This is a genomic window from Marinobacter litoralis, assembly GCF_016427555.1.
GTDB classification, from domain to species: domain Bacteria; phylum Pseudomonadota; class Gammaproteobacteria; order Pseudomonadales; family Oleiphilaceae; genus Marinobacter; species Marinobacter litoralis_A.
On record NZ_JAELVS010000006.1, the window covers coordinates 29,753 to 53,592 of the forward strand.

A 23,840-nucleotide genomic window follows, 5' to 3' on the forward strand; every position below is an offset into this window, starting at 1 on the left:
ATCAGTTATTGGGCCGGGCGGGATTATCCGCCAGCCAGGCCCGGGCATGCTCGAAATCCCGGGCGATCTGTTGCCGCAACTCATCAACAGAATCGAATTTCACTTCGTCCCGCAGGCCGTGGCGAAACACTACATTTATATGCTGGCCGTAGAGTGTGCCAGCAAAGTCGAACAGGTGCACTTCCAGCGCCGGCCGCTTGCCGTCCACCGTTGGGCGAAGGCCAATGTTTGCTATCCCATCTTGCCATTCGCCCGTCTCAAGGCGGGCGCGAACCACATAAACGCCGCGCAATGCGGGCATACGATTCAGCAAGATATTGGCCGTGGGTGCGCCCAACTGTCGTCCAAGCTGTCGGCCATACACCACCCGGCCGTGAATCCGGTAAGGGTGCCCCAAAAGGCGCTCAGCTTCCTCAAGCCCGTTCACATTCAAAACCTTGCGCACCCGGGTGCTGCTGACGCGCTCTCCATCCACCGTTACCGTGCGTGTATTCTCAACGGTGAAGTTGTACTCCCGCCCCACTTGTTCCAAAAGACGGAAGTCTCCCGACCGATCACAGCCGAAACGAAAATCATCCCCTACCACCAGATGGCGAACCGCCAAGCCGTGAATCAGCACGTTTTCGATGAATTCCATGGCCGAGAAACTGCGGAAGGTGTCGTCAAAACGAATGCACAGCACAATGTCGATGCCTTCCGCCAACAGCGCTTCGAATTTCTGCCGGAATGGCATCAGCCGGGGCGGCGCGTCACTGCCTTGGAAAAACTCCCGAGGCTGAGGCTCGAAAAACATCACCACCGACGGAACCCCCAACTCCAGCGCTTTTTGCCGCACCTGCTCGATAATCGTTTTGTGGCCCAGATGAACGCCATCAAAGTTACCGATGGTTGCAACGCAGCCACTCGCGAGCGGCGAGTCCGCTGATGCGGACAAACGCTTAAGATTGGTGAGGCCTCGGATCAGACGCATCTACTGCGAACCTTTACTTGCCAGCTGGCTTTGGGTGCACACACCTACGGAATATGCACTGGTGAGAAAACGCGCGATTATACCCCAGTCGCGAGTATGGTAAAAATCGTGAAGACGCTTACCTCTGCCGGAACTGACTCAGGCGCACGCCACACAGCAGCAATGTCACGAAATACGCCGCCACGCCGGCCGCTACGAGCACGGCCATATCAGCCGTTCTTTGCAACCCCCCGGAGACCAGCCAATCGGCCACCGGCGCATTCAACCAAACAACCACAGCAGCCAACACACTGTTCGCCACCATTAGTTGAATCAAAAACTTAGGCCAGCCCGGCTGACTTTCCCAAACACCGTCTTTGCGCAATCCACGCCACAAAAGATAGCCGTTCAGCCACGCAGACATAGACGTAGCCAAAGCCAGCCCGGCATGAGCCAAAGGTACAATCAATGCCAGATTAAACGCCATGTTGGCGACCATCGCGATAATGCCAATTTTGACCGGGGTTTTGGTGTCCTGACGGGCAAAAAAGCCCGGAGCCAGCACTTTGATCAACATAAACGCTAACAACCCGGCTGAGTAGGCCCGCAAACTTTGGGCTGACATAGCCACATCACGATCGGTCACTTCACCGTAATGGAACAACGTGGCAATCAAAGGCTCCGCTAACAGCGCCAGCGCCAGCGCCGCCGGCACTCCGATTAACAGGACTGCCCTGACCGCCCAATCCAGTGTGGCGGCAAACTGATCTTTTGACTCCGCCGCATGCTTGCGGGACAGGCTGGGCAAAATTACCGTTGCGATGGCGATGCCAAACACACCCAATGGCAATTCCGACAAGCGATCGGAATAATACAACCAGGACACGCTGCCAGTTTGCAGGAACGAAGCCAACACCGTATCCAGCAACAGATTGATCTGACTCACCGACACCCCGAATAGGGCCGGCATCATCAATTTCAAGATCCGGCTTACCCCTTCATGGCGATAATCCACCCGCGGCCGAGGCATCAAGCCAAGCCGCATCAGAAACGGCAGCTGGAAAAACAACTGCAGCGCACCAGCAATAAATACGCCCCAGGCGAGCGCCATAACCGGTTCGCTCATCAGCGGCGTAAGGAAAACGGCCGCCGCGATCATCGCGAGATTGAGCAATACCGGTGTGAATGCCGGCACGGCGAAACGGTCGTAGCTGTTGAGGATGCCGCCCGCGAACGCGGTAAGCGAAATCAATAGAAGATAGGGAAAGGTAATGCGCAGCATATCGCTGGCCAGCGCAAACTTCGTATCGTCTTCAAGAAATCCGGGCGCAAAGACAGCGGTCAGCACCGGCGCGCCCAGCATAGCCACCAACGTTACCGCCAAAAGCACCAACCCGAGGGAGCCAGCCACCGCATCAACGAGCCGTTTCACATCAGAAATGTCGCCCTTCTGACGATAGGACGACAACACCGGCACAAAGGCCTGCGAGAAGGCCCCTTCTGCAAACAATCGGCGCAGAAAATTCGGAATTTTAAAGGCTACGAAAAAGGCGTCCGCGGCAGTGCCGGCGCCAAAATAACGGGCGATGACCATATCCCGTACCAAGCCCAGCACCCGAGACAGCATGGTCATAACACCCACCACGCCAGACGAACGCAACAAACCGGGCGGTTTGGGCGGCTCTTTTCTAGGCGACGGAGCTTGTGCTGGTTGCGGTTCCGAGGACATGTTGCGAAAATCCAAATTCAGAGTTCAGGCCTGAGCGGCGTTTCGGTATTCCACAGGGCGGGCCTGGGCGCCGCAGTATGCCCCGTGCAGCGATGCGCGAGTGTACCACAGGCCTGCAGTACGCGGGGATTACTACGCCAACAACCTTGACATTTCAAGCTTACGGCGGCATAGTTCCGCGTCATTTATATCGACGCGCTCGTTATGGCGCGCCCGCGATCTAAACATATTCCGTTTTTATAGCAACGAATTCAGGAGTTTTACGGTGGCAAATACCCCGCAAGCCAAAAAGCGCGCTCGTCAAAACGAGAAAAACCGCAAGCACAACGCCAGCCTGCGTTCCATGGCACGTACTTACATGAAAAAAGTTGACGCCAAAATCAAGGCCGGCAACTACGAAGAAGCCCAGGCAGCCATGAAAGAAGCCCAGCCAGTTCTGGACAGCATGGTCAACAAAGGCATCTTCGCCAAGAACAAAGTTGCTCGTCATAAGAGCCGTGTGAACGCAAAAATCAAGGCTCTGAAAACTGCCTGATTTTGCGATCAAATAAAAAAACCGGCTAACGAGCCGGTTTTTTTATGCCTGAAATTTGGAGCACACCCTGTAGCGCTACACAACCACCAGATTATCCCGATGAATCATTTCCTCATCGGACACATACCCCAGCAGTTCGGTAATACGGTCACTGGAATGACCAGCAATCACACCCGCTTCGTCCGCATCGTAATTGACCAGCCCGCGAGCAATCTCACGCCCGGCCAAATCCACACACATAACCATTTCACCGCGACGAAACTTTCCACTAACCGCCTTTACGCCAACCGGTAACAGGCTACGCCCACCCTGACGCAACACCTTTACCGCCCCATCATCCAAAACCAGCGTGCCACGAGTCTGCAAATGACTGGCAATCCACTGTTTTCGAGCCGCCAACCTGCCCTGCTCGGGCAACAGCAAGGTGCCAATGACATCGCCTTGCCTTAAGCGATCAATCGCATTCTCGATACGACCACCCACAATCACCGTAAACGCACCCGAACGCGCCGCCAACCGGGACGCCCGCAACTTGGTCAACATACCGCCCCGCCCCAACGCTCCGGCGCCACCGCCCGCCATCGCATCCAACTCGGGATCTTGCGCCTTACGCTCGGTTACCAGTTCGGCATCTTCGTGCTTGCGGGGATCCTTGGTGAACAAACCCAACTGGTCGGTCAGAATGATAAGACCATCCGCTTCAACCAGATTCGCAACCAGCGCACCCAAGGTGTCGTTGTCACCAAAACGGATTTCATCGGTGACCACCGTATCGTTCTCGTTAACGATCGGCACCACACCATAATCCAGAAGCGTGCGCAGCGTACTGCGGCCGTTCAGATAGCGCTTTCGGTCAGAAAGGTCGTCGTGAGTCAGAAGAATTTGCGCGGTATGAATGTCGTGGCGCTTGAACTGGGCCTCCCAGGTTTGCACCAAGCCCATCTGGCCCACTGCAGCCGCCGCCTGGAGCTCGTGCAAATGCTGCGGCCGCTCACTCCAGCCCAACCGGCTCATACCTTCCGCCACAGAGCCGGACGACACCACCACAACTTCGACGCCGCTGCGTATCAGCCCGGCAATCTGATCGACCCAGTGGCCCAGCGCAGCAACATCCAGCCCTTTACCGTCATCGGTCAACAAAGCACTGCCAATTTTTACCACCAATCGACGGGCTTTCTTAAGCTGAACGCGTTCACTCATGACAGCAGCAATATCTCTTCAGGTTTGCGGGTTATTCGGGAGCGTAAACCACTTCGACGTCATCATCGTCGTCAAAGTCGTCATCGTCATCTTCTTCACGAGCCGCCCGACGGGCATTGCGGTCGGCCTCAATTTTGGCCCGCGCCTCATCATCCATCTGGCGGCGACGAGCAGCTTCCTGCTCAGCAATTTCCGGATTCTCAGCTTCTTCTTCCGCCTGCTCTTCAATCCAGCGCATCACCGCCTGAACCAAAGGCTTCGTACCCTCACCGGAAAGCGCAGAGACAATAAACACCGGCCCTTCCCAGCCAAGCTCATCTACAATCGCCTGGCAGTGCGCCTCTCGGTCTTCCTCGGGCACCATATCGACCTTATTGAGCACCAACCAACGGGGGCGATTGGCCAGGGTTTCGCTGAACTTTTCCAATTCGTGCGCAATTGCATTAACGGCCTGCACAGGCGAAGAGCCGTCGTAAGGCGCCACATCGACCAGATGCAACAGCAACCGGGTACGCACCAAATGCTTCAGGAACCGAATCCCCAAGCCAGCACCTTCTGCAGCACCTTCAATCAGCCCCGGAATATCCGCGATCACAAAACTTTGATGCGCCTGCACACTGACCACCCCCAAATTGGGAACCAATGTGGTGAACGGGTAATCAGCCACTTTAGGCTGCGCCGCAGACACCGAACGAATAAATGTGGACTTACCGGCATTGGGCATACCCAAGAGCCCCACGTCCGCCAGAACCTTCAGCTCCAAGCGCAAATTCCGGGCTTCACCCTCAGAACCTTTGGTGGTCTGGCGCGGCGCCCTGTTGATCGATGACTTGAAGCGAGTATTCCCAAGGCCGTGGAAACCACCCTGAGCCACTTTCAAACGCTGCCCTTCTTTGGTGAGATCACCCAGAACCTCATGGGTATCCATATCCACCACCGTGGTACCCACAGGCACCGGCAACTCAAGATCATCTCCTTTGATACCGGTACAGTTCCGACCTGCCCCCGGCTGACCGTTCTGCGCTTTGTGTTTGCGCTGAAAACGATAGTCGATCAGGGTATTCAGATTACCGTCCGCTACCAGATAGACGGAACCGCCATCCCCGCCGTCACCGCCGTCGGGACCACCCTTAGGTACGTATTTTTCACGCCGAAAACTCAGGCAACCATGGCCGCCTTTTCCCGCTTCAACAATGATGGTGGCTTCGTCTACAAATTTCATACGTAAAACGCCTTTGCATAAACTAAAAAGCCCCGCAGCCTCATGGAAGCTTTGCGGGGCTCCGGATTCACCTGAGGACTGATCAGATCAGCATATCAGGAAATCCAAGGTTCGACAGAACCGGATCGCCGCTGCTTACGCAGCCGGAACGATGCTCACGAACTTGCGGTTCTGCGGGCCTTTAACTTCGAACTTCACCTGACCTTCTGCTTTCGCAAAAAGGGTGTGATCCTTGCCAAGGCCTACGTTGTTGCCAGCGTGGAAACGAGTGCCGCGCTGACGAACAATGATGCTACCTGCAGATACAGTCTCGCCGCCGTAGCGCTTTACACCAAGTCGTTTCGACTCGGAATCGCGACCGTTACGGGTACTACCTGCTGCCTTTTTATGAGCCATTACCAGCCTCCTTCTTTAAGGGGTATGTTCAGAGCTTAACCCTGAATGCCCGTGATCTTAACTTCAGTAAACCACTGACGGTGGCCCTGACGCTTCATGGAATGCTTACGACGACGGAACTTGATGATGTTGATCTTGTCGTGACGCCCGTGGCTAACCACTTCCGCAGTCACTTTAGCACCATCAACAACTGGAGCACCGACTTTAACGTCGTCGCCATTGGCTACCAGCAGAACACGATCAAACTCAACAGAGCCGCCGGTTTCAACTTCGAGCTTTTCCAGCTTCAGTGTTTCGCCTTCTTTCACACGGTGCTGCTTGCCACCGCTAACAATAACTGCGTACATTTTCTGTCTCCGCGATTGACCCATCCCTGCTCTTATCCGCCTGGTTCTAAGGGAAGCGCTTCGGCAACCCTATTGCAGGGAGCGCAGGTTGGGATGAGTTGGGCGCGTGATTGTACGAAAAGCCGCCGACCAATACAAGGGAGTTTACGCTTCAAGTTGACACTCTAGGCAGCAATACCTAGCATTGCCGCGTCCTGCCCGAAAACTCAACGTACATACCAGTAAGGGACTTATCAGCCCCATGACAGCCCAGCGCATCCATGACACGGTAGCGGAAGACTTCAGCCGCGTGAACGATCTGATCATCCAGCGGCTTGCCTCGGATGTCCCGATGGTCGAGAAAATCGCCCAATACATCATCGAAAGCGGCGGTAAGCGCTTGAGACCTTTGCTGGTTTTACTTTCCAGCCAAGCGGCTGGCTACAGCAAAGACGACCACCTAAAACTGGCTGCGGTGATTGAATTTCTGCACACCGCCACGCTTTTGCACGATGATGTTGTCGATACCTCCGACATGCGCCGGGGCCGCAGCACTGCCAACGCAAAATGGGGCAACGCGCCCAGTGTTCTGGTAGGTGATTTCCTCTACGCCCGTGCTTTCGAGATGATGGTCGAGCTGCAAAGCCTTCCTATTATGAACGTTCTGTCGCACGCCACCGCCGTGATTGCCGAGGGCGAGGTGATGCAGCTAATGAACGTGAAAAACCCGGACCTCACGGAAGACCAGTACATGGTCGTCATCCACAACAAAACCGCCATGCTGTTCGAAGCTTCGTCCCACACAGGCGCCCTGCTCGCAGGAGCCAACGATGAACAGGAAACGGCCCTGAAAGATTACGGCAAGCATCTGGGGCTAGCGTTTCAACTGGTTGATGACGTATTGGACTATCAGGGCGATGCCGAAGCCATGGGCAAAAATGTGGGCGACGACCTGGCCGAAGGCAAAACCACGCTACCTCTCATCTACGCAATGGAAAACAGCAGTGAGGACGAGCGCCAACTGATTCGCCAGGCCATTCGCAAAGGCGGCCTGGACGACCTCCCCAAAGTCCTCAGCATCGTGAAAGCGTCCGGCGCCATTGAATACACTATGAACAAAGCAAGAGAAGAGGCCGAAACCGCTCGCAACCTGCTAAATTGCTTGCCAGACTCACCTTATCGTGATGCTCTGGAGGCACTGACGGAAGCCGCTGTCGCTCGTGTAAGCTAACCCATACAGAGCCCCGAGACTGGCCGCACAGCATCTTGATCGAAGGCCTTCGGGCCAACCAAGATACCTCGCCTTCTGCGCTATACTGCCGCAGCCGGTCACATATACGCTATAGGGAATCTCTGCATGCACCAGCTGTCAGAACTGGACGCCTCGTTTCTGTACCTTGAATCAGAAACCACCCCGATGCACATCGGAGGCGTTTACCTTTTCGACGCCAGCGGGCTGGAAACTCCCGTTTCTTACGCAACGTTTATCCAATACATCTGCAGCCGCCTGCATGTGGCTCCGATCTTTCGGCAAAAACTTAAAGAAATTCCGCTGCGGCTCGGCCGCCCGTACTGGGTGGACGATGCCGATTTCAGTATCGAGCGCCACTTGGCCTACGTTTCACTTGGTGACCGCGGCACTGATACCTGCATCAAAGCTCTGGCCGCAAAGATTCTGGAGGACCCCCTCAAACGGGACCGTCCTCTTTGGCAGATTACCTTTGTCGACGGTTTCAAGCTGGATACTCCAGATGGCAACAAAGACGGCTTTGCCCTGATAGTTAAACTGCACCACGCCTCAATCGACGCGTTTAGCGGTGAGGAAATTATGGGCAAGCTGCTTGAGTATTTGCCAGCACCCAGCGCCATTAACCCGCCGCGCCCCTGGCAGCCTCGCCCTGAACCCTCTGAAGAGCGCGTCTTTCTGCAGGCAGGCGCTAACATGCTGAAGGCCCCGATGCAGCTCGCATCGCTGGCTTATAATACGGCCGAGGCAGCGACCCGCGGACTCATCCAGAAGCAGATTCACAAGCTGCCCTTGCCAGCCTCACTGTTTTCAGCTCCTCACTGCCCGTTCAACCGGCAGATCACGGGCAACCGGAAGATTGTCTCGGCCAGTATCGAGTTGGCACGCCTGAAAACCATCAAAGCCCAGTTAGGCGATGTCACACTCAACGACGTGGTACTTGGCATCTGCGCGGAAACCTTGAACAGATACCTGATTACCCAAGGCGCGCAAACCACCAAACCTCTGGTGGCAATGACCCCGATCTCCGTGAGATCCAGCAGCCTGCGGCGCGCCACCGGCAATCAAATGTCTGCAATGTTGCTGAACCTTGCAACAAACGAAGCCGACCCAGCGCTCAGGATCCGCTACATTCACCGAAACGCCGTTGAGAGCGAACCCTACCGGGAAGCTATCGCCGCCGACCGGCTGACAGAATTGCTGCCGTCCACACTGCTCGCGCTTTCCGCACGCCTGTATTCGGAGCTTCGGGTTGCGCAGAGCTATCAGCCCCTGTTCAACCTTCCGATCACCAACGTACCCGGCCCGCAAGTGCCAATGTACCTGCAAGGGGCCAAGCTGGTTCAGCAATTCAACAGTGCCCCGCTGTTTGACAGCATGGGGCTTGTCATCGTGGCAGTCAGCTATGAAGGAATGGTGACGCTCAACTTTACCCTGTGTCCGGATGTCGTCAGCGATGGCGGAAGTCTGGAGAGCTTGGTGCAGGACAGCGTTACTGCGATTGAAATGCGCGCTGAAGCGGCGGGAGAAGCTGTTATTGACGATCCCGGGGCCGGCCACCCCAAAACCCTGTCCGATGAAATCCTTGGCTATCTTGAAGGATTGCTCAAAAAAAGCCCCATCGGCTTTAAGCGCTAGCCCACTGGCTAGCGCTGTTACAAGCTACAGTTTTACTCGAACGCCCAACGAAGGAAGGTCTTTTTCTCTTCGTCTGTCGCCTCGCCCCACAGGCGCTTCATTTTCTCAAGCGTCGTGCCGGAGCCTGCTTTGTAATCACTTTCACCGCCGCCAAATACCGGGGTGCGGTTTGCCTCCGGCCCTTTCCATTCAGAGGCCTCAGCTACCGAAGCTCCACCAGAGGTCACAATGGTTGCAGAGAAATTTTCGCGGAGCGCTTCCGCTTCAGCACGGGTGGCGGGTTTCTCTACCGAAAACTGATAGGTCATCCCCGGCTCGGCGTCGAAACGTACTACCTGAGGTGCGGTTTCAATTACATGTACTTTTGACTCACCATTGTCTACTACGCCCGATTTCGCCCAGATGGTCTTGTAGGAAAACACCACCTCATTGCGACCCGGAAGCAATCCGTAATCCAACGCCAGATCGTCCATAAGGAAATTCGTCATGGCTTTGCCATTGACCTTGCTCACTTGAATGGTCCCGGGGGCTTTTAGCACGGCAGGCTCGGTCGCGGCCGGCAAACTGCCTTCCCAGGTATCGATGCGGGTCAAAGAAGATGCACAGCCCGCTACCAGCACGGTCAAAACGGCCAGCACTAATTTGTAAAAACCACCAACGTGACACATACTCATTTACACATCCTTTTTGAGAATAAATTTGAATTCGGTCGTATTTAGGCTAATGCTAAACAGGATACGCCAAACACCTTGATGCCCGAACCCCAAACCAACATGAGGAGGAGTTATGGACACCCAACAAAGGGCCGGCGAAAAAGCCCCCCCACCGTTTCGTAGCAGTCGCTTCTTTTGTGTCGGTAGCAAATGGTACTTCACCACCCGCGAGGGCTTCGACAGCGGCCCCTTTGCCTCAAAAGAGCGAGCCGAAATCGGCCTGAAGCGCTTTCTCCACGTCGTTAAACTTCTGCCCGAAGAACAACTTCACTAACAACGCCCCTGCCTCCATTTAGCGCCATGCCCGTCACACCATGAACGGCATGATCCAATAGTCAATCGCGGCAAGGCAGCCTAGTGCCATAAAACCAGCAACCACATCATCAAACATGATACCCAAGCCACCGGGCATACGGGCATCCAGCCAACTGATCGGCCACGGCTTCAGCACGTCAAATAACCGGAACAGCATGAATGCCATCAACACTCCGTAAACCTGGTCCGGAAACAGCCCCAAGGCAATCCACATGCCCACGAACTCGTCCCAAACGATGCCGCCGTGATCGTGAACCTTCAAATCATCGGCGGTTTTACCGCACAACCAGATACCGACAAAAAATGCCGCCAGCACAACCAGCCAATACGCCATCGGCGGCAGCCACGCAAAGCAGTACCAAACCGGAATAGCGGCAAGACTTCCCCAAGTGCCCGGAGCCTTGGGCGCAGCCCCACTACCAAGCCCGAAAGCCAGTAAATGTACCGGATTTCGCAAGAACCCCGGAGGCAGAATCGCTTTCACATTGTCTGGCTCTTGTACCACGTTATTATCCGTCAATCAGACCTCCCAAAATGATCAAACCCCTGGCGGAAGCCAAGAGTTTCGGCATTAGCCACCCTCAAACCTGGCTCCGACTGTATTCGTCCAATAACGGTGAGCTGATTACGATTATGCGAATTCAGCTCCGCCAACTTGTCGTCCGGAATTGTCAGGCATAGCTGGTAGTCATCACCTGCACTCAAAGCCAAGCTTAGCGCCTCGTCACCCTTTAGTGCCACCAAGGCATCAGAAAGCGGAATGCTGTTAGCGTCGAGCTCCGCCCCGACATTGGATGCGGCCAGAATATGCTTCAGATCAGCAAGCAATCCGTCCGAGATATCGATGGCGGCGGACGCCTTGCCAACCAAAGCTCTTCCCAGCTGCAACTGAGGCTCCGGATAATGGTAGCTCGCAAGCACCGCTTGCTGGTCCTCTGTGGGCGCTGTATGCCCCAGAAATTCCAAGGCTGCCCCCGCGTCACCCAGCGGCCCGGTTACACAAACCACATCACCGGCGCGCGCTCCAGAGCGCCGCAACGCCAAACCCTGCGATACCGTCCCGTGTACCTGGAGAGTGATTGTAAGCGGGCCTCGAGTGGTATCTCCGCCCGCCAGAGCAATGCCAAACGCATCACTGGCTCGGGCCAAGCCTCGGGAGTACCCGGCCAGCCATTCCGGCTCGGCACCGGGTAACGAGAGCGCGAGTGTAAAACATACGGGGTCGGCACCCATTGCGGCCAGATCACTGACAGCGACGGCTAATGACCGCCAGCCAAGGTATTCGGGAGGATAATTCGGGGGGAAGTGAACGCCCTCAACCAGAGTGTCCACCGAAAACACTAAATCTCGCCCCGACGGGACGCGCTGAATCGCGCAGTCGTCGCCGGGGCCTAGAATGAGCTGCCCTTGCCGTGCTTTGTCAGCCAGCGGCTGAAAATACTGGCGAATCAGCTCAAATTCACCCATAAATCAGCGGGGACGAGTTTCAGCCAACCGCAATCGACGGCTGAGTTTGTCCAGAATGCTATTCACAAACTTATGACCCTCGGTGCCGCCAAAACGCTTAGCCATTTCAACGCCTTCGTTGATGACCACTTTATAGGGCACATCAATACGGTACTTCAGCTCATAAGCACCCAACCGAACGATAGCCAACTCAACCGCGTCTACTTCTTTCATAGGACGATCCAGGAAAGGCTCCACAAGCCGGTCCAGTTCCGCCTGCTCGCGGTGCACCCCCCTTAAAATGTCCCGGAAATACATGACATCCACCTTGCTCATGTCGTTATCGACCATAAACTCGGCTTCAATATCTGAAATAGGGGTTTTGCTGAAATGCCGCTGGTACAACCCCTGCATTGCCAGTGCCCGGGCACGGCGGCGATCGCCGGCCTTTGGCTTGCTGGTATTCCCCGGTTGGGGACTGCTATCGCCTGCTTCGCTCATTACTCACCCAACTTCTTGAACAAACTGACCATTTCCAGGGCAGTAATTGCTGCTTCCGCGCCTTTGTTGCCAGCCTTCGTTCCTGAACGCTCAATTGCCTGCTCGATGGAATCCACGGTCAGCACACCAAAGGTGACTGGCACGTCGGTTTCCAGGCTCACCGCACCCAAGCCACTGGACGCTTCACCGGCCACGTATTCAAAGTGCGGCGTGCCACCACGGATAACAGCACCCAACGCGATGATGGCATCGTAGTCAGAAGTTTCTGCTACGCGCTTAACCGCAAGCGGCATTTCATAAGCGCCCGGTACGCGAATCACAGTGATATCGCTTTCAGCGATACCGTGACGGCGCAAAGTGTCGATCGCGCCTTCTACCAGGCTCTCAACGACGAAGCCGTTAAAACGGCCAACGACCAGTGCGTAACGTCCGCCGCACTGGGTAAAATCACCTTCAATTACTTTGATATCTGCCATCTCGGGCTCCTTCGCGGGCAGCAGCAGGTTCCGGCTGCTGCCAGATTTATCATTCGGGGGTGTAAGGTACGTATTCCACAACTTCCAGGTCGAAACCGGAGATAGCCGAGAATTTTACGGGCGGGCTCAGCAAACGCATTTTGCCAACACCAATATCACGCAGTATCTGAGAACCCGTACCGACGGTAAAGTACACACCGGAGCTGCCCTTGCCCGAAGACCCACGGCCCTCGTCAAAAAACTCCTGCATGCGATCTTCCAGGTTACGGCTGTCTTCTGCGCTGTTCAAAAGCACGACCACGCCTTTGCCTTCGTTGGCGACCTTCTCCAACGCATGGTGCAATGGCCAGCTTCGGGAATCCTTGCGGCGCGCGCCCAACAAGTCACGCAGGGTGTCCGTGATATGAACTCGAACGTGAACCGGCTCTTCAGAGCTGATGTCACCCATCACCATCGCAAGGTGGGTTGAACCCTGAATGTTGTCCCGGTAAGTGCGCAACTTGAAGACACCGTATTCGGTGTCCAGATCATTCTCTTCCACGCACTCCACGGTTTTCTCGTTCATGGTGCGGTAGTGGATCAGATCGGCAATGGTGCCGATCTTCAGATCGTGCTCTTCCGCAAACTTCTCGAGATCTTCACGACGGGCCATCGAGCCGTCATCGTTCATGATTTCGCAAATCACACCGGCGGGTTCACAGCCCGCCAGCGATGCCAGATCACAAGACGCTTCGGTATGGCCAGCCCGGCTCAAAACACCACCGGGATCAGACATCAGCGGGAAAATATGCCCCGGCTGAACCAGATCCGATGCTTTCGCATCGCGCGCCACGGCGGCTTGAACGGTACGGGCACGATCCGCTGCGGAAATACCTGTGGTTACGCCTTCACGGGCTTCAATCGACAAGGTGAACTTGGTGCCAAAACCAGACGCATTCTGCTGAACCATCAACGGCAAGCCTAGCTGCTCGCAACGCTGCCGGGTCATTGGCATACAAATAAGGCCACGGCCAAAACGCGCCATGAAGTTGATCGCTTCCGGCGTGCAATGTTCTGCAGCCATCACCAGATCACCCTCGTTTTCGCGGTCTTCGTCATCCATCAGGATGACCATCTTTCCCTGTCGAATATCTTCGATGATGTCTTCAATGCTGTTCAGTGCCATACGCTTCTGCACCCTGTCACCCCGGCTGTTCGCAACAACCCGGAGGAATGAATTGAATGATTAACTGCGAGCGAGGATCAATCGTTGATCTTCACCCACCTGACGGCGGTCCAGCACCTTCCATTGCACTTTGTCTGCCATAACTTCTATGGGTAGATGAGCCGTTGGCCGCCCTGTACTCCCTAAAAACACCGGGGCCTGGTACAACCAAAGCTCATCCACTAAATTCTCGTTGATAAAGGTACCCGCCAACGTTGGCCCGGCCTCTACCAGCAATTCGTTTATGCCTTTCTCTCCGAGGGCGTCCAGTAGTTCGACCACGTCCACCCCGTTATCTCTCCAGGCCACACCGGCAATACTCACACCCAGCGCGGCCAAGTCCTGTGCGGGTGCCGTTGGCCGAGTGGAACTGGCGCAGAACACCTGAACATTGCCGCCCCGAAGAATGCGGGCTGACGTTGGCGTTCGTGCATCCCGATCGGCAATCACTCGCAGCGGCTGGCGTGATGGCGCCGCAGCTTCTCCCAAATCGCCCATGTCATCGAGGCGCACCGTTAACGCGGGATCATCGGCCAACACCGTACCTACGCCCGTGAGAATGGCATCGCTCATGGCTCGCAGGCGCTGCACATCCCGGCGCGCCTCGGGGCCGGTAATCCACTGGCTTTCACCCGATGCCATGGCCGTTCGACCATCCAGGCTAGCCGCCATCTTCAAACGTACCCACGGCCGGCCGGTATTCATGCGCTTCATAAAGCCCGGGTTCAGGCGCGCAGCTTCTTCGCTTAACACACCTTCGGTTACCCTGATGCCAGCGTCGCGCAGCATATCCAGCCCCCGGCCAGAAACCGTCGGATTCGGATCTTTCGTTGCCACGAACACTTGGGCCACACCCGCCTCCATCAACGCCTTTGCGCATGGCGGTGTCCGGCCATAATGACTGCACGGCTCCAAAGTCACATAGGCCGTTGCGCCTCGCGCTTCCTGCCCGGCCTGGCTCAATGCATGCACTTCGGCATGCGCCTCACCGGCACGCTCGTGCCAGCCTTCACCCACTATACGGTTGCCTCTGGCAATCACGCATCCTACACGTGGATTAGGATGCGTGGAGTAACGACCGCGCCAAGCCAACTGGATAGCCCGGGCCATCATCGCCCTGTCGCGGTCTGAAACCATATTTACCCTTTCCCTGTCGGGTTTTCAGCCAACGCACGCGCCACATCTGCGGCATCGCCGTTGCCTTGGGACAAACGTTCAATCTCTTCTTTGAACTCGTTAATGTCCTGAAAGCTGCGATAAACCGAGGCAAAGCGAACGTAGGCCACTTTATCCAGCTGACGCAGCTCGGTCATCACCTCTTCGCCCAGCTGCATCGACTTCACTTCACGCTCGCCGGTCGCTCGCAACCGATATTTAATTCGGTTCAGTGCCGCCTCGATCGACTCAATACTGACCGGGCGTTTTTCCAGAGCTTTCATCAATCCGGCCCGCAACTTTTCTTCGTCAAAAGGTTGCCGGGTCCCGTCTTGCTTCACCACGCGCGGCATCACCAGTTCGGCGCTTTCAAACGTGGTAAACCGTTCATGGCAGGACAAGCACTCCCTGCGGCGACGCACCTGATCGCCCTCGGCCACCAGACGCGAATCAATCACTTTGGTATCGGCTTCACCACAGAAAGGACAATGCATAGTTCAGGCGCTCCGGAAAAAAGGGCCCGGGAAGCCCCAAAAGGACACCCGGGCAGACTCACTCAGTGCAAATCAAGCGTAAACCGGGAAACGCGCGCACACTGCCTCAACCTGCTCGCGTACACGGTTGATCGTCGCTTCGTCTTCAAGGTTGTCGAGGATGTCGCACATCCAGCAGGCCAGATCACGACACTCCTGCTCACCGAAGCCACGAGTGGTAACCGCCGGAGTACCCACACGCAAACCAGACGTCACGAACGGAGAACGTGGATCGTTCGGAACTGCGTTCTTGTTCACTGTGATGTGAGCACGGCCCAGTGCCGCATCCGCATCTTTACCGGTGATGTCCTGCTTGATCAGACTAACCAGGAACAGATGGTTCTTGGTGCCGCCGGAGATCACATCGTAGCCGCGCTCGATGAACACGTCGGCCATGGCCACAGCATTCTTCACAACTTGCTGCTGGTAGGCTTTGAATTCGTCGCTCATGGCCTCTTTGAAGCAGATGGCCTTAGCGGCAATCACGTGCATCAAAGGACCACCCTGGCCGCCCGGGAATACGGCAGAGTTCAGTTTCTTCTGCAGGGCTTCGTCGTCACAGGCCAGAATCAGGCCGCCACGGGGGCCGCGCAGGGTTTTGTGCGTGGTGGTCGTCACAACGTGAGCGTGAGGAACCGGGTCCGGGTATACGCCTGCAGCAACCAAGCCCGCAACGTGCGCCATATCCACGAACAGGTAAGCACCCACCTTGTCAGCAATCTCGCGGAAACGGGCAAAGTCCAGTTCCTGAGAGTAGGCAGAGAAACCGGCAATGATCATCTTTGGCTTGTGCTCAACCGCCAGCGCTTCCAGTTCGTCGTAATCGATCAGGCCAGTTTCCGGGTTCAGACCGTACTGTACGGCGTTGTAGATTTTACCGGAAAAGTTCACGCTGGCGCCGTGGGTCAGGTGGCCACCGTGGGCCAGACTCATGCCCAGAACGGTATCGCCCGGCTGAACCAGTGCCATGAATACGGCGGAGTTCGCCTGAGAGCCCGAGTGCGGCTGTACGTTAGCGTAAGCAGCACCGAACAGTTCTTTGGCGCGATCAATCGCCAGCTGCTCAGCCACGTCCACAAACTCGCAACCACCATAGTAACGCTTACCGGGATAACCTTCGGCATACTTGTTGGTCAGCACACTGCCCTGAGCTTCCATCACCCGAGGGCTGGTGTAGTTTTCGGACGCGATCAGTTCGATGTGCGCTTCCTGACGCTTTTCTTCCGCCTGCATGGCGTTCAACAGTTCGTCATCGAAACCGGCGATTTTCATATCACGATTAAACATGGAGTGCTGCCCCTGTCTGAATGGCTGGTCCGGCCTACCCTTGTGATAAGCCGCAACCCCTGAAAAATTGGGCCGTCATTCTATCTCGAATGCGGGTCAAAAATCATCCTTTATACCGTCCGCAGATACCGACACGCCGGCAATCCCGGTTTCCACTCAATTGCTATCACGGAACGCTTTAGATACCTTACCGGGTCAAAAGCACGCGGTCAGATCGAGGGTTGCGGGGCAGGCCTTCAGGGATCGTCAAAATCACGGATGATTTTGTCGAGCGTACATGGACGTATTCACAGCGTATCCCTGAAGGCCTGCCCCGCAACCCGCGCCACCGCATCCGGAACTCAAGAACCTGATCTCAAAGGGGTTTAGCCGATATGGCCCAGTACGTATACAGCATGAACCGCGTGGGCAAAGTGGTACCGCCCAAGCGGGAAATCCTGAAAGACATTTCTCTTAGCTTCTTCCCGGGCGCCAAAATTGGCGTTCTCGGCCTGAACGGCGCAGGTAAATCCACCCTACTGCGCATTATGGCCGGCGTTGACCAGGATTACATCGGCGAAGCACGCCCCCAGCCTGGCATCAACGTGGGTTACCTGCCTCAGGAGCCGGAGCTGGACGAAGAGAAGACCGTCAAAGAAATCGTAGACGAGTCGGTCGCTCACGTTCATAACGCCTTGGCCGAACTTGATCAGGTTTACGCCGCCTACGCCGAACCAGACGCCGACTTTGACGAACTGGCCAAGAAACAGGGTGAACTGGAAGCGATCATCCAGGCCACCGACGGCCACGACATCGAACGGAAGATGGAAGTCGCAGCCGATGCCCTGCGCCTTCCAGCTTGGGATCAAAAGGTAAAAGTACTGTCCGGTGGTGAGCGCCGCCGAGTGGCCCTGTGCCGCCTGCTCTTGTCTGGCCCGGACATGCTGCTGCTCGACGAGCCTACCAACCACCTGGACGCAGAATCCGTCGCTTGGCTGGAACGCTTCCTGCACGACTACGAAGGCACCGTGGTAGCCATCACCCACGACCGTTACTTCCTCGACAACGTAGCGGGCTGGATTCTCGAGCTGGACCGTGGCCAGGGCATTCCGTTTGAAGGCAACTACAGCCAGTGGCTGGAGAACAAAGAAAAACGTCTGGAGATGGAATCCAAACAGGAAGCCGCTCACCAAAAAGCTGTTAAGCAAGAGCTGGAATGGGTTCGCTCGAATGCCAAAGGCCGCCAGTCCAAGAGCAAGGCGCGCTTGGCTCGTTTCGAAGAAATGAGTTCTCAGGAATTCCAGAAGCGTAACGAAACCAACGAGCTGTACATCCCACCCGGACCGCGCTTGGGCGACAAAGTGATCGAAATTGAAGGCATCAGCAAAGCCTTCGGCGACCGCCTGCTGTACGAAGACGTGTCACTGACCGTACCACCCGGCGCCATTGTGGGCATCATCGGTGGTAACGGCGCCGGTAAGTCCACCCTGTTCAAAATGATCACCGGTATGGATCAGCCAAACTCTGGCACGATCACTGTGGGTGAAACCGTTGAGCTGGCCTACGTCGATCAGATGCGCGATCTGGATGGCAGCAAAACCGTTTGGGAAGAGCTGTCAGACGGCAACGACATCATCAAAGTCGGCAACTACGAAACCCCGTCCCGCGCCTACGTGGGCCGTTTTAACTTTAAAGGCACCGACCAGCAGAAGCGCGTTGGCGACTTGTCCGGTGGCGAACGTAACCGCCTGCACCTCGCCAAGCTGCTGAAACAGGGCGGCAACGTCTTGCTGCTGGACGAACCCACCAACGACCTCGACGTAGAAACCCTGCGCGCACTGGAAGAAGCGCTGCTGAACTTCCCGGGCTCTGCGCTGGTGATCTCGCACGACCGCTGGTTCCTTGACCGTGTGGCAACACACATCCTAGCGTTCGAAGACGATGGCGAAGTGGTGTATTTCGATGGCAACTTCACGGAATACGACGCCGACTTCAAGAAGCGTAAGGGCGACTCGGCCATGCAGCCCAAGCGCATGAAGTACAAGAAGCTGGCGTAATGGCGAAAACCAAAACCGCGTACGTCTGCACCGAGTGCGGCGCTGATTACTCCAAATGGCAGGGCCAATGCACTGCCTGCCAGGCCTGGAATACCGTCAGCGAAGTACGCGGCATCTCCGGCAACAACGCCAAAGGCGCTCGAGGCATTCGCTTCGAGGGCTACGCGGGCAGCTTGTCGGAGGTTAAAAGCCTAGACGAGGTCAGCCTGGCCGAACAAGCCCGCATCAGCACCGGCATGCAGGAGTTTGACCGCGTGCTCGGTGGCGGCTTGATCGAAGGCTCCGCCGTGCTGATGGGCGGCCACCCGGGCGCAGGCAAAAGTACCTTGTTGCTGCAAGCGGTGTGTCAGTTGGCTGCTCAGCACCCTGCTCTGTATGTAACGGGTGAGGAATCGCTGCAACAGGTCGCCATGCGCGCCAAACGCCTTGGTTTGCCCACCAAAGATCTGAAAATGCTGTCGGAAACCAGCGTGGAGCGGGTCATGCAAGTGGCCGAAGCGGAAAAACCACGCATTCTGGTGGTGGACAGTATTCAGGTTATGCACGTTGCCGACATCGAATCGGCGCCGGGCTCTGTCTCGCAAGTGCGCGAAAGCGCCGCATACCTGACTCGCTTCGCAAAACAAACCGGCACCATTCTATTTCTGGTAGGCCACGTCACCAAAGACGGCAGCCTGGCCGGGCCGAAAGTGCTGGAACACATGATCGACTGTTCGATCTTGCTGGAAGGCTCCAGCGACAGCCGTTACCGCACCCTGCGGGGCATCAAGAACCGATTCGGTGCGGTGAACGAACTGGGCGTTTTCGCGATGCTGGAACAGGGCCTGAAAGAAGTGAAGAACCCCAGCGCCATCTTCCTGAATCGCGGCGAGGAAGCGGCTCCGGGTAGTGTGGTGATGGTGGTCTGGGAAGGCACGCGGCCGATGCTGGTGGAGATTCAGGCATTGGTGGATATGGCTCAGGGCAGTTACCCACGACGGGTTGCAGTTGGTTTGGATCAGAATCGTCTGGCGATGCTGTTAGCGGTTCTGCACCGTCATGGTGGTATGCATGTGGCGGATCAGGATGTGTTCGTGAACGTGGTAGGCGGCGTGAAAGTAGCTGAGACCAGCGCGGATTTGGCGCTGTTGGCTGCGGTTGTTTCGTCTTTCCGTAACAGGGCTTTGCCGCAGGACTTGGTGATCTTCGGGGAAGTTGGCCTTTCCGGTGAAATTCGCCCGGTGCCCAGTGGGCAGGAGCGGATTTACGAGGCTTCCAAGCATGGCTTCACCCGGGCACTGGTTCCAAAAGCTAATGCACCACGTAAGCCTATCGAGGGGATGAAGGTCATTCCGGTGACCAAACTATCGGATGCGCTTTCGGCATTGGAGGAGTTTTAACTTCGCTCCCAGCCTGTTAGTTTCGTGCGAGGCCCGCACAGGGATCGCTTTCCAAAAACCGCTACGAGCCCCCGCAAGCGGGTCCGGCCAGCAATCATAGATTGCTGTCGTTCGTCGGCGCATGAAGCTGCGCTTCATAAACGCTTGTCTCACCCATGTGCGCTTCTCTTCGGCCATCCATGGCCTACGACATTTTTGGAAAGCGATCCCTGCGCGAACCAACCTAGCCTCGGAAATATACGCTCAAAAAAACAATCAGCGCGCACCCGCTAGTCAATCAGATGCGCGAGCTCTCGCTCCAACAACTCCGGATCGCCCAGATTCAACTCTACCAACCGCCGCAAATGCATCGCACTTTCGATATCGATGTACTGGCACTTAAAGCCCAGACGATGCCCTTCAACGTGCACTAACTCCACCGCCATCACAATGCCCGCCTCGTGGCCGTTCAGCTGTATAACAAGCTCACAGGGCTCACCGAGTGGCACGCCCCAGCCTTCTGGTCGCTCCACAAGCGCCCCTTTGAGGGATATATCCAACACCTCCGTTGACCACACCTGCTCCTGCCAATGCAGCTCACAGGGCGCATCGAAGCTAATGCGATGGAAACGACGGTTATCGGGATTTTGGACGGCCAAGGGGTGTCTCCGAGTCTTGAACGGTTCTGCTATGACTATAGACCGGTCACACAAGGGAATCCATCGGAAGAAAACCCGGAAAACTAAATGACTTTTTGGAGGGCAAATCCACGGAGTAAGACGTGGCTTGGCGGGACGGCCTCCAAAAAATTTCGGAGGCCATGGATGGCCGGAGAGAAGCGCACATGGATGTGCTCGTAGCGGTTTTTTGGAGGCCGTCGCGCCGAGCCACTAACGCCGAACTAGCAAGCTGGCGGACGAAAAACTCCAAACTTCAATTACTGCTGATGATACTTGGCACTCAGCTCAACAACCGCCTCAATGAACGCACCCGCATGCTCCGGATCCACCTCAGGCGTAATACCGTGGCCCAAGTTGAAGATGTGCCCGGTGCCCTGCCCGTAACGGGACAGAATGTCTTCCACCTCTTCACGGATACGCTGCTTAGGCGCATACAACATCGTCGGGTCCATGTTGCCCTGCAGAGCAACCCGATCACCCACTCGTGCACGAGCGTTGCCAATATCCGTAGTCCAGTCCAGACCAACCGCATCACAACCCGTGTCGGCAATCGACTCCAGCCACTGACCACCGTTCTTGGTGAACAGGATCACCGGCACGCGGCGACCTTCGTTTTCGCGAATAAGGCCATCAACAATCTTCTTCATGTAGCGCAGCGAGAACTCTTCATAGGCCCAACCGCTCAATACGCCACCCCAGGTATCAAAAATCTGCACAGCCTGAGCGCCGGCTTTGATCTGGCCATTCAGGTAGTCGATCACAGAATTCGCAAGGTGATCCAGCAAACGATGCATCACTTCAGGCTGACCGTATGCCAGCTTCTTGGTTTCGCGGAAATCTTTGGACGAACCGCCTTCTACCATGTAAGTGGCCAACGTCCAGGGGCTACCGGAAAAACCGATCAACGGAACACGGCCATTCAACTCGCGGCGAATGGTCGATACCGCATTCATCACGTAGTCCAGATCCGACTCCGCTTTCATGTTCGGCAATGCATCTACATCGGCTTCCGTGCGAATTACTTTCCGGAATTTAGGGCCTTCGCCGGTTTCGAAGTACAAACCAAGCCCCAACGCATCGGGGATGGTCAGAATATCCGAGAACAAAATCGCCGCATCCAATGGGTAACGCTCCAACGGCTGCAACGTCACCTCGCAAGCCAACGGCGTGTTTTTGCACAGACTGAGGAAGTCACCCGCCTGGGCCCGGGTTGCGCGGTACTCCGGCAGGTAACGGCCCGCCTGACGCATCATCCAAACCGGGGTACGGTCTACAGGCTGGCGCATCAGGGCGCGCAGGAAGCGATCGTTCTTCAACTCAGTCATAGTTACAGTCTTCTCATCGTTTATGGGTCAGAGACAATGGGAGCCAATGATACCCCGTTTGCGCCAATAAAAAAGGGCGGCTTTCCCCTAGGAAGCCGCCCTTCTGACACCGATCAGGATTTTACTCAGACATCCAGGTAGTCAAGAATGCCTTCTGCGGCCTGCCGGCCTTCCCAGATAGCGGTGACCACCAGATCCGAACCGCGAACCATATCGCCGCCGGCGAAGATCTTCGGGTTGCTGGTCTGGAACGGCAGCTCCGCGTCTTCTGGTGCGGTTACGCGGCCGGACTCGTCGGTGTTCACACCGAGTTCCTCAAACCACGGTGCCGGGCTCGGGCGGAAGCCAAAGGCAACCAGCACCGCATCGGCCGGAATCACTTCCTCGCTGCCGGGCACGACTTCCGGACGACGGCGGCCGTTTTCGTCAGGCGCCCCCAGTTCGGTAGTGACCACTTTAACGCCTTCCACTTTTTCGTCACCGACAATTTCCACCGGCTGACGATTAAAGAGGAACTTCACGCCTTCTTCTTTGGCGTTCGCCACTTCGCGACGGGAACCCGGCATATTCTCTTCGTCCCGACGGTAAGCACAGGTTACGCTTTCCGCCTGCTGACGAATGGAAGTACGGTTGCAGTCCATAGCCGTGTCACCACCACCCAGAACTACCACACGCTTACCTTTCATATCGATGAAGTCCGCTGGCTTCTTTTCAAAGCCCAAACGGCGGTTCACGTTGGAGATCAGGTACGGAAGTGCATCGTGGACACCCGGCAGATCTTCACCGGGGAAGCCGCCTTTCATATAGGTGTAGGTGCCCATGCCCATGAAGACCGCATCGAACTCGTCAAGAATGCTCTTCAGCGACACATCTTTACCTACTTCGGTGTTCAGGCGGAATTCCATGCCCATTTCTTCGAACACCTGACGGCGACGGGCCATCACGCTCTTCTCGAGCTTGAACTCAGGAATACCGAAAGTCAGCAGGCCGCCGATTTCCGGATAGATATCAAATACCACCGGCTTTACGCCGTTGCGCACCAAGACGTCCGCGCAACCAAGACCTGCCGGACCTGCACCAATCACAGCAACCTTCTTGTCTGTCCAGCTCACTTTGGACATATCGGGCTTCCAGCCCAACGCGAAGGCGGTGTCGGTGATGTATTTTTCAACCGAACCAATGGTTACCGCTCCAAAGCCGTCGTTCAGGGTACAGGCACCTTCACACAAGCGATCCTGCGGACACACTCGGCCACACACTTCGGGCAGGGAGTTGGTCTGATGGCACAACTCGACCGCTTTCATGATGTTGCCTTCCGACACCAGCTTCAGCCAGTTCGGAATGTAGTTGTGCACCGGGCACTTCCACTCACAGTACGGGTTACCGCACTCCAGGCAACGATGCGCCTGAGAGGCCGCATGGGTTTCGGTGAACGGATGATAAATTTCACCGAACTCTTTCTTCCGTTTTTTCGCCGGAACTTTCTTCGGGTCAACCCGCCCTACTTCGACGAACTGGAAGTCATTATGAAGTCGTTCTTTCATAGTGTTGCTCTCATACTTTCGATTTC

At 56.1% G+C, this 23,840-nt stretch carries 24 protein-coding genes; 6 read left to right on the forward strand and 18 right to left on the reverse strand.

The annotated features are described in order from the left end of the window. Window position 1: 1 nt before the first annotated feature. Both ribF and murJ read right to left on the reverse strand, forming a co-directional pair. Window positions 2-970, reverse strand: a complete 969-nt coding sequence (gene ribF, locus JAO79_RS14145) for a bifunctional riboflavin kinase/FAD synthetase (RefSeq protein WP_199007912.1) — start codon at window positions 968-970, stop codon at window positions 2-4. A 118-nt stretch (window positions 971-1,088) separates the two neighbouring features. Further along, complete coding sequence (gene murJ / locus JAO79_RS14150; protein WP_199007913.1) at window positions 1,089-2,678, reverse strand: murein biosynthesis integral membrane protein MurJ; 1,590 nt, start codon at window positions 2,676-2,678, stop codon at window positions 1,089-1,091. 265 nt (window positions 2,679-2,943) lie between these two features. Here murJ and rpsT point away from each other — a divergent pair, with 265 nt between their 5' ends. Then, complete coding sequence (gene rpsT / locus JAO79_RS14155; RefSeq protein ID WP_199007914.1) at window positions 2,944-3,213, forward strand: 30S ribosomal protein S20; 270 nt, start codon at window positions 2,944-2,946, stop codon at window positions 3,211-3,213. A 75-nt stretch (window positions 3,214-3,288) separates the two neighbouring features. On the opposite strand, the gene proB is transcribed toward rpsT, so the two are convergent. The 4 genes from proB to rplU form a co-directional block, all read right to left on the reverse strand. After that, entirely contained in the window at window positions 3,289-4,413 is a 1,125-nt protein-coding gene (gene proB / locus JAO79_RS14160; RefSeq protein ID WP_199007915.1) for a glutamate 5-kinase, read from the reverse strand. A 31-nt stretch (window positions 4,414-4,444) separates the two neighbouring features. Further along, window positions 4,445-5,635, reverse strand: a complete 1,191-nt coding sequence (gene cgtA / locus JAO79_RS14165; protein ID WP_199007916.1) for an Obg family GTPase CgtA — start codon at window positions 5,633-5,635, stop codon at window positions 4,445-4,447. A gap of 135 nt (window positions 5,636-5,770) precedes the next feature. Further along, window positions 5,771-6,031 carry a 50S ribosomal protein L27 gene (rpmA, locus tag JAO79_RS14170; protein ID WP_114335894.1) on the reverse strand — a complete coding sequence of 87 codons (261 nt, stop codon included), beginning with the start codon at window positions 6,029-6,031 and terminating at the stop codon, window positions 5,771-5,773. 35 nt (window positions 6,032-6,066) lie between these two features. Further along, on the reverse strand, window positions 6,067-6,378 hold the full coding sequence (gene rplU / locus JAO79_RS14175; RefSeq protein ID WP_114335893.1) for a 50S ribosomal protein L21: 312 nt from the start codon (window positions 6,376-6,378) through the stop codon (window positions 6,067-6,069). Window positions 6,379-6,619: 241 nt separating this feature from the next. Here rplU and ispB point away from each other — a divergent pair, with 241 nt between their 5' ends. Both ispB and JAO79_RS14185 read left to right on the forward strand, forming a co-directional pair. After that, on the forward strand, window positions 6,620-7,588 hold the full coding sequence (gene ispB / locus JAO79_RS14180) for an octaprenyl diphosphate synthase (RefSeq protein ID WP_199007917.1): 969 nt from the start codon (window positions 6,620-6,622) through the stop codon (window positions 7,586-7,588). Window positions 7,589-7,714: 126 nt separating this feature from the next. Beyond that, window positions 7,715-9,241 (forward strand): WS/DGAT/MGAT family O-acyltransferase, encoded by a 1,527-nt coding sequence (locus tag JAO79_RS14185; protein WP_199007918.1) that lies wholly within the window; start codon window positions 7,715-7,717, stop codon window positions 9,239-9,241. A 32-nt stretch (window positions 9,242-9,273) separates the two neighbouring features. On the opposite strand, the gene JAO79_RS14190 is transcribed toward JAO79_RS14185, so the two are convergent. After that, window positions 9,274-9,915: a DUF2057 family protein gene (locus JAO79_RS14190; protein WP_199007919.1), complete on the reverse strand. Its 642-nt coding sequence runs from the start codon at window positions 9,913-9,915 to the stop codon at window positions 9,274-9,276. Window positions 9,916-10,027: 112 nt separating this feature from the next. Between JAO79_RS14190 and JAO79_RS14195 the strand changes: the two genes are divergently transcribed. Beyond that, complete coding sequence (locus JAO79_RS14195; protein ID WP_199007920.1) at window positions 10,028-10,228, forward strand: DUF6316 family protein; 201 nt, start codon at window positions 10,028-10,030, stop codon at window positions 10,226-10,228. A 33-nt stretch (window positions 10,229-10,261) separates the two neighbouring features. Here the strand turns inward: JAO79_RS14195 and JAO79_RS14200 are convergent, their stop codons facing one another. From JAO79_RS14200 to glyA, 8 genes are all read right to left on the reverse strand, one after another. Further along, the gene (locus JAO79_RS14200; RefSeq protein ID WP_413785060.1) at window positions 10,262-10,774 is read right to left on the reverse strand and encodes a phosphatidylglycerophosphatase A; all 513 of its coding nucleotides are present in this window, start codon (window positions 10,772-10,774) and stop codon (window positions 10,262-10,264) included. 11 nt (window positions 10,775-10,785) lie between these two features. Continuing rightward, entirely contained in the window at window positions 10,786-11,736 is a 951-nt protein-coding gene (gene thiL, locus JAO79_RS14205) for a thiamine-phosphate kinase (RefSeq protein ID WP_199007922.1), read from the reverse strand. Between the two features lie 3 nt (window positions 11,737-11,739). Then, entirely contained in the window at window positions 11,740-12,216 is a 477-nt protein-coding gene (gene nusB, locus JAO79_RS14210) for a transcription antitermination factor NusB (protein ID WP_199007923.1), read from the reverse strand. Further along, complete coding sequence (gene ribE / locus JAO79_RS14215; RefSeq protein WP_199007924.1) at window positions 12,216-12,692, reverse strand: 6,7-dimethyl-8-ribityllumazine synthase; 477 nt, start codon at window positions 12,690-12,692, stop codon at window positions 12,216-12,218. Before ribE ends, nusB begins: the two co-directional genes overlap by 1 nt. Before the next feature lie 49 nt (window positions 12,693-12,741). Then, the gene (gene ribBA, locus JAO79_RS14220) at window positions 12,742-13,857 is read right to left on the reverse strand and encodes a bifunctional 3,4-dihydroxy-2-butanone-4-phosphate synthase/GTP cyclohydrolase II (RefSeq protein ID WP_114335884.1); all 1,116 of its coding nucleotides are present in this window, start codon (window positions 13,855-13,857) and stop codon (window positions 12,742-12,744) included. A 60-nt stretch (window positions 13,858-13,917) separates the two neighbouring features. After that, window positions 13,918-15,033 carry a bifunctional diaminohydroxyphosphoribosylaminopyrimidine deaminase/5-amino-6-(5-phosphoribosylamino)uracil reductase RibD gene (gene ribD, locus JAO79_RS14225; protein ID WP_199007925.1) on the reverse strand — a complete coding sequence of 372 codons (1,116 nt, stop codon included), beginning with the start codon at window positions 15,031-15,033 and terminating at the stop codon, window positions 13,918-13,920. Between the two features lie 2 nt (window positions 15,034-15,035). After that, window positions 15,036-15,545 (reverse strand): transcriptional regulator NrdR, encoded by a 510-nt coding sequence (nrdR, locus tag JAO79_RS14230; RefSeq protein ID WP_199007926.1) that lies wholly within the window; start codon window positions 15,543-15,545, stop codon window positions 15,036-15,038. A gap of 72 nt (window positions 15,546-15,617) precedes the next feature. Further along, window positions 15,618-16,871, reverse strand: coding sequence for a serine hydroxymethyltransferase (gene glyA / locus JAO79_RS14235; protein ID WP_199007927.1), 1,254 nt, complete (start codon window positions 16,869-16,871; stop codon window positions 15,618-15,620). A gap of 374 nt (window positions 16,872-17,245) precedes the next feature. Here glyA and ettA point away from each other — a divergent pair, with 374 nt between their 5' ends. Both ettA and radA read left to right on the forward strand, forming a co-directional pair. Next, window positions 17,246-18,907, forward strand: coding sequence for an energy-dependent translational throttle protein EttA (gene ettA / locus JAO79_RS14240; RefSeq protein ID WP_199007928.1), 1,662 nt, complete (start codon window positions 17,246-17,248; stop codon window positions 18,905-18,907). Continuing rightward, window positions 18,907-20,286 (forward strand): DNA repair protein RadA, encoded by a 1,380-nt coding sequence (gene radA / locus JAO79_RS14245; protein WP_133006471.1) that lies wholly within the window; start codon window positions 18,907-18,909, stop codon window positions 20,284-20,286. The genes ettA and radA overlap by 1 nt, the downstream gene beginning before the upstream one ends. A gap of 269 nt (window positions 20,287-20,555) precedes the next feature. Here the strand turns inward: radA and JAO79_RS14250 are convergent, their stop codons facing one another. The 3 genes from JAO79_RS14250 to JAO79_RS14260 form a co-directional block, all read right to left on the reverse strand. Further along, the gene (locus tag JAO79_RS14250) at window positions 20,556-20,924 is read right to left on the reverse strand and encodes a PilZ domain-containing protein (RefSeq protein WP_199007929.1); all 369 of its coding nucleotides are present in this window, start codon (window positions 20,922-20,924) and stop codon (window positions 20,556-20,558) included. Between the two features lie 278 nt (window positions 20,925-21,202). Next, window positions 21,203-22,270: a uroporphyrinogen decarboxylase gene (hemE, locus tag JAO79_RS14255; protein WP_199007930.1), complete on the reverse strand. Its 1,068-nt coding sequence runs from the start codon at window positions 22,268-22,270 to the stop codon at window positions 21,203-21,205. Window positions 22,271-22,395: 125 nt separating this feature from the next. Continuing rightward, the gene (locus JAO79_RS14260) at window positions 22,396-23,814 is read right to left on the reverse strand and encodes an FAD-dependent oxidoreductase (RefSeq protein WP_199007931.1); all 1,419 of its coding nucleotides are present in this window, start codon (window positions 23,812-23,814) and stop codon (window positions 22,396-22,398) included. Between the last annotated feature and the right edge of the window lie 26 nt (window positions 23,815-23,840).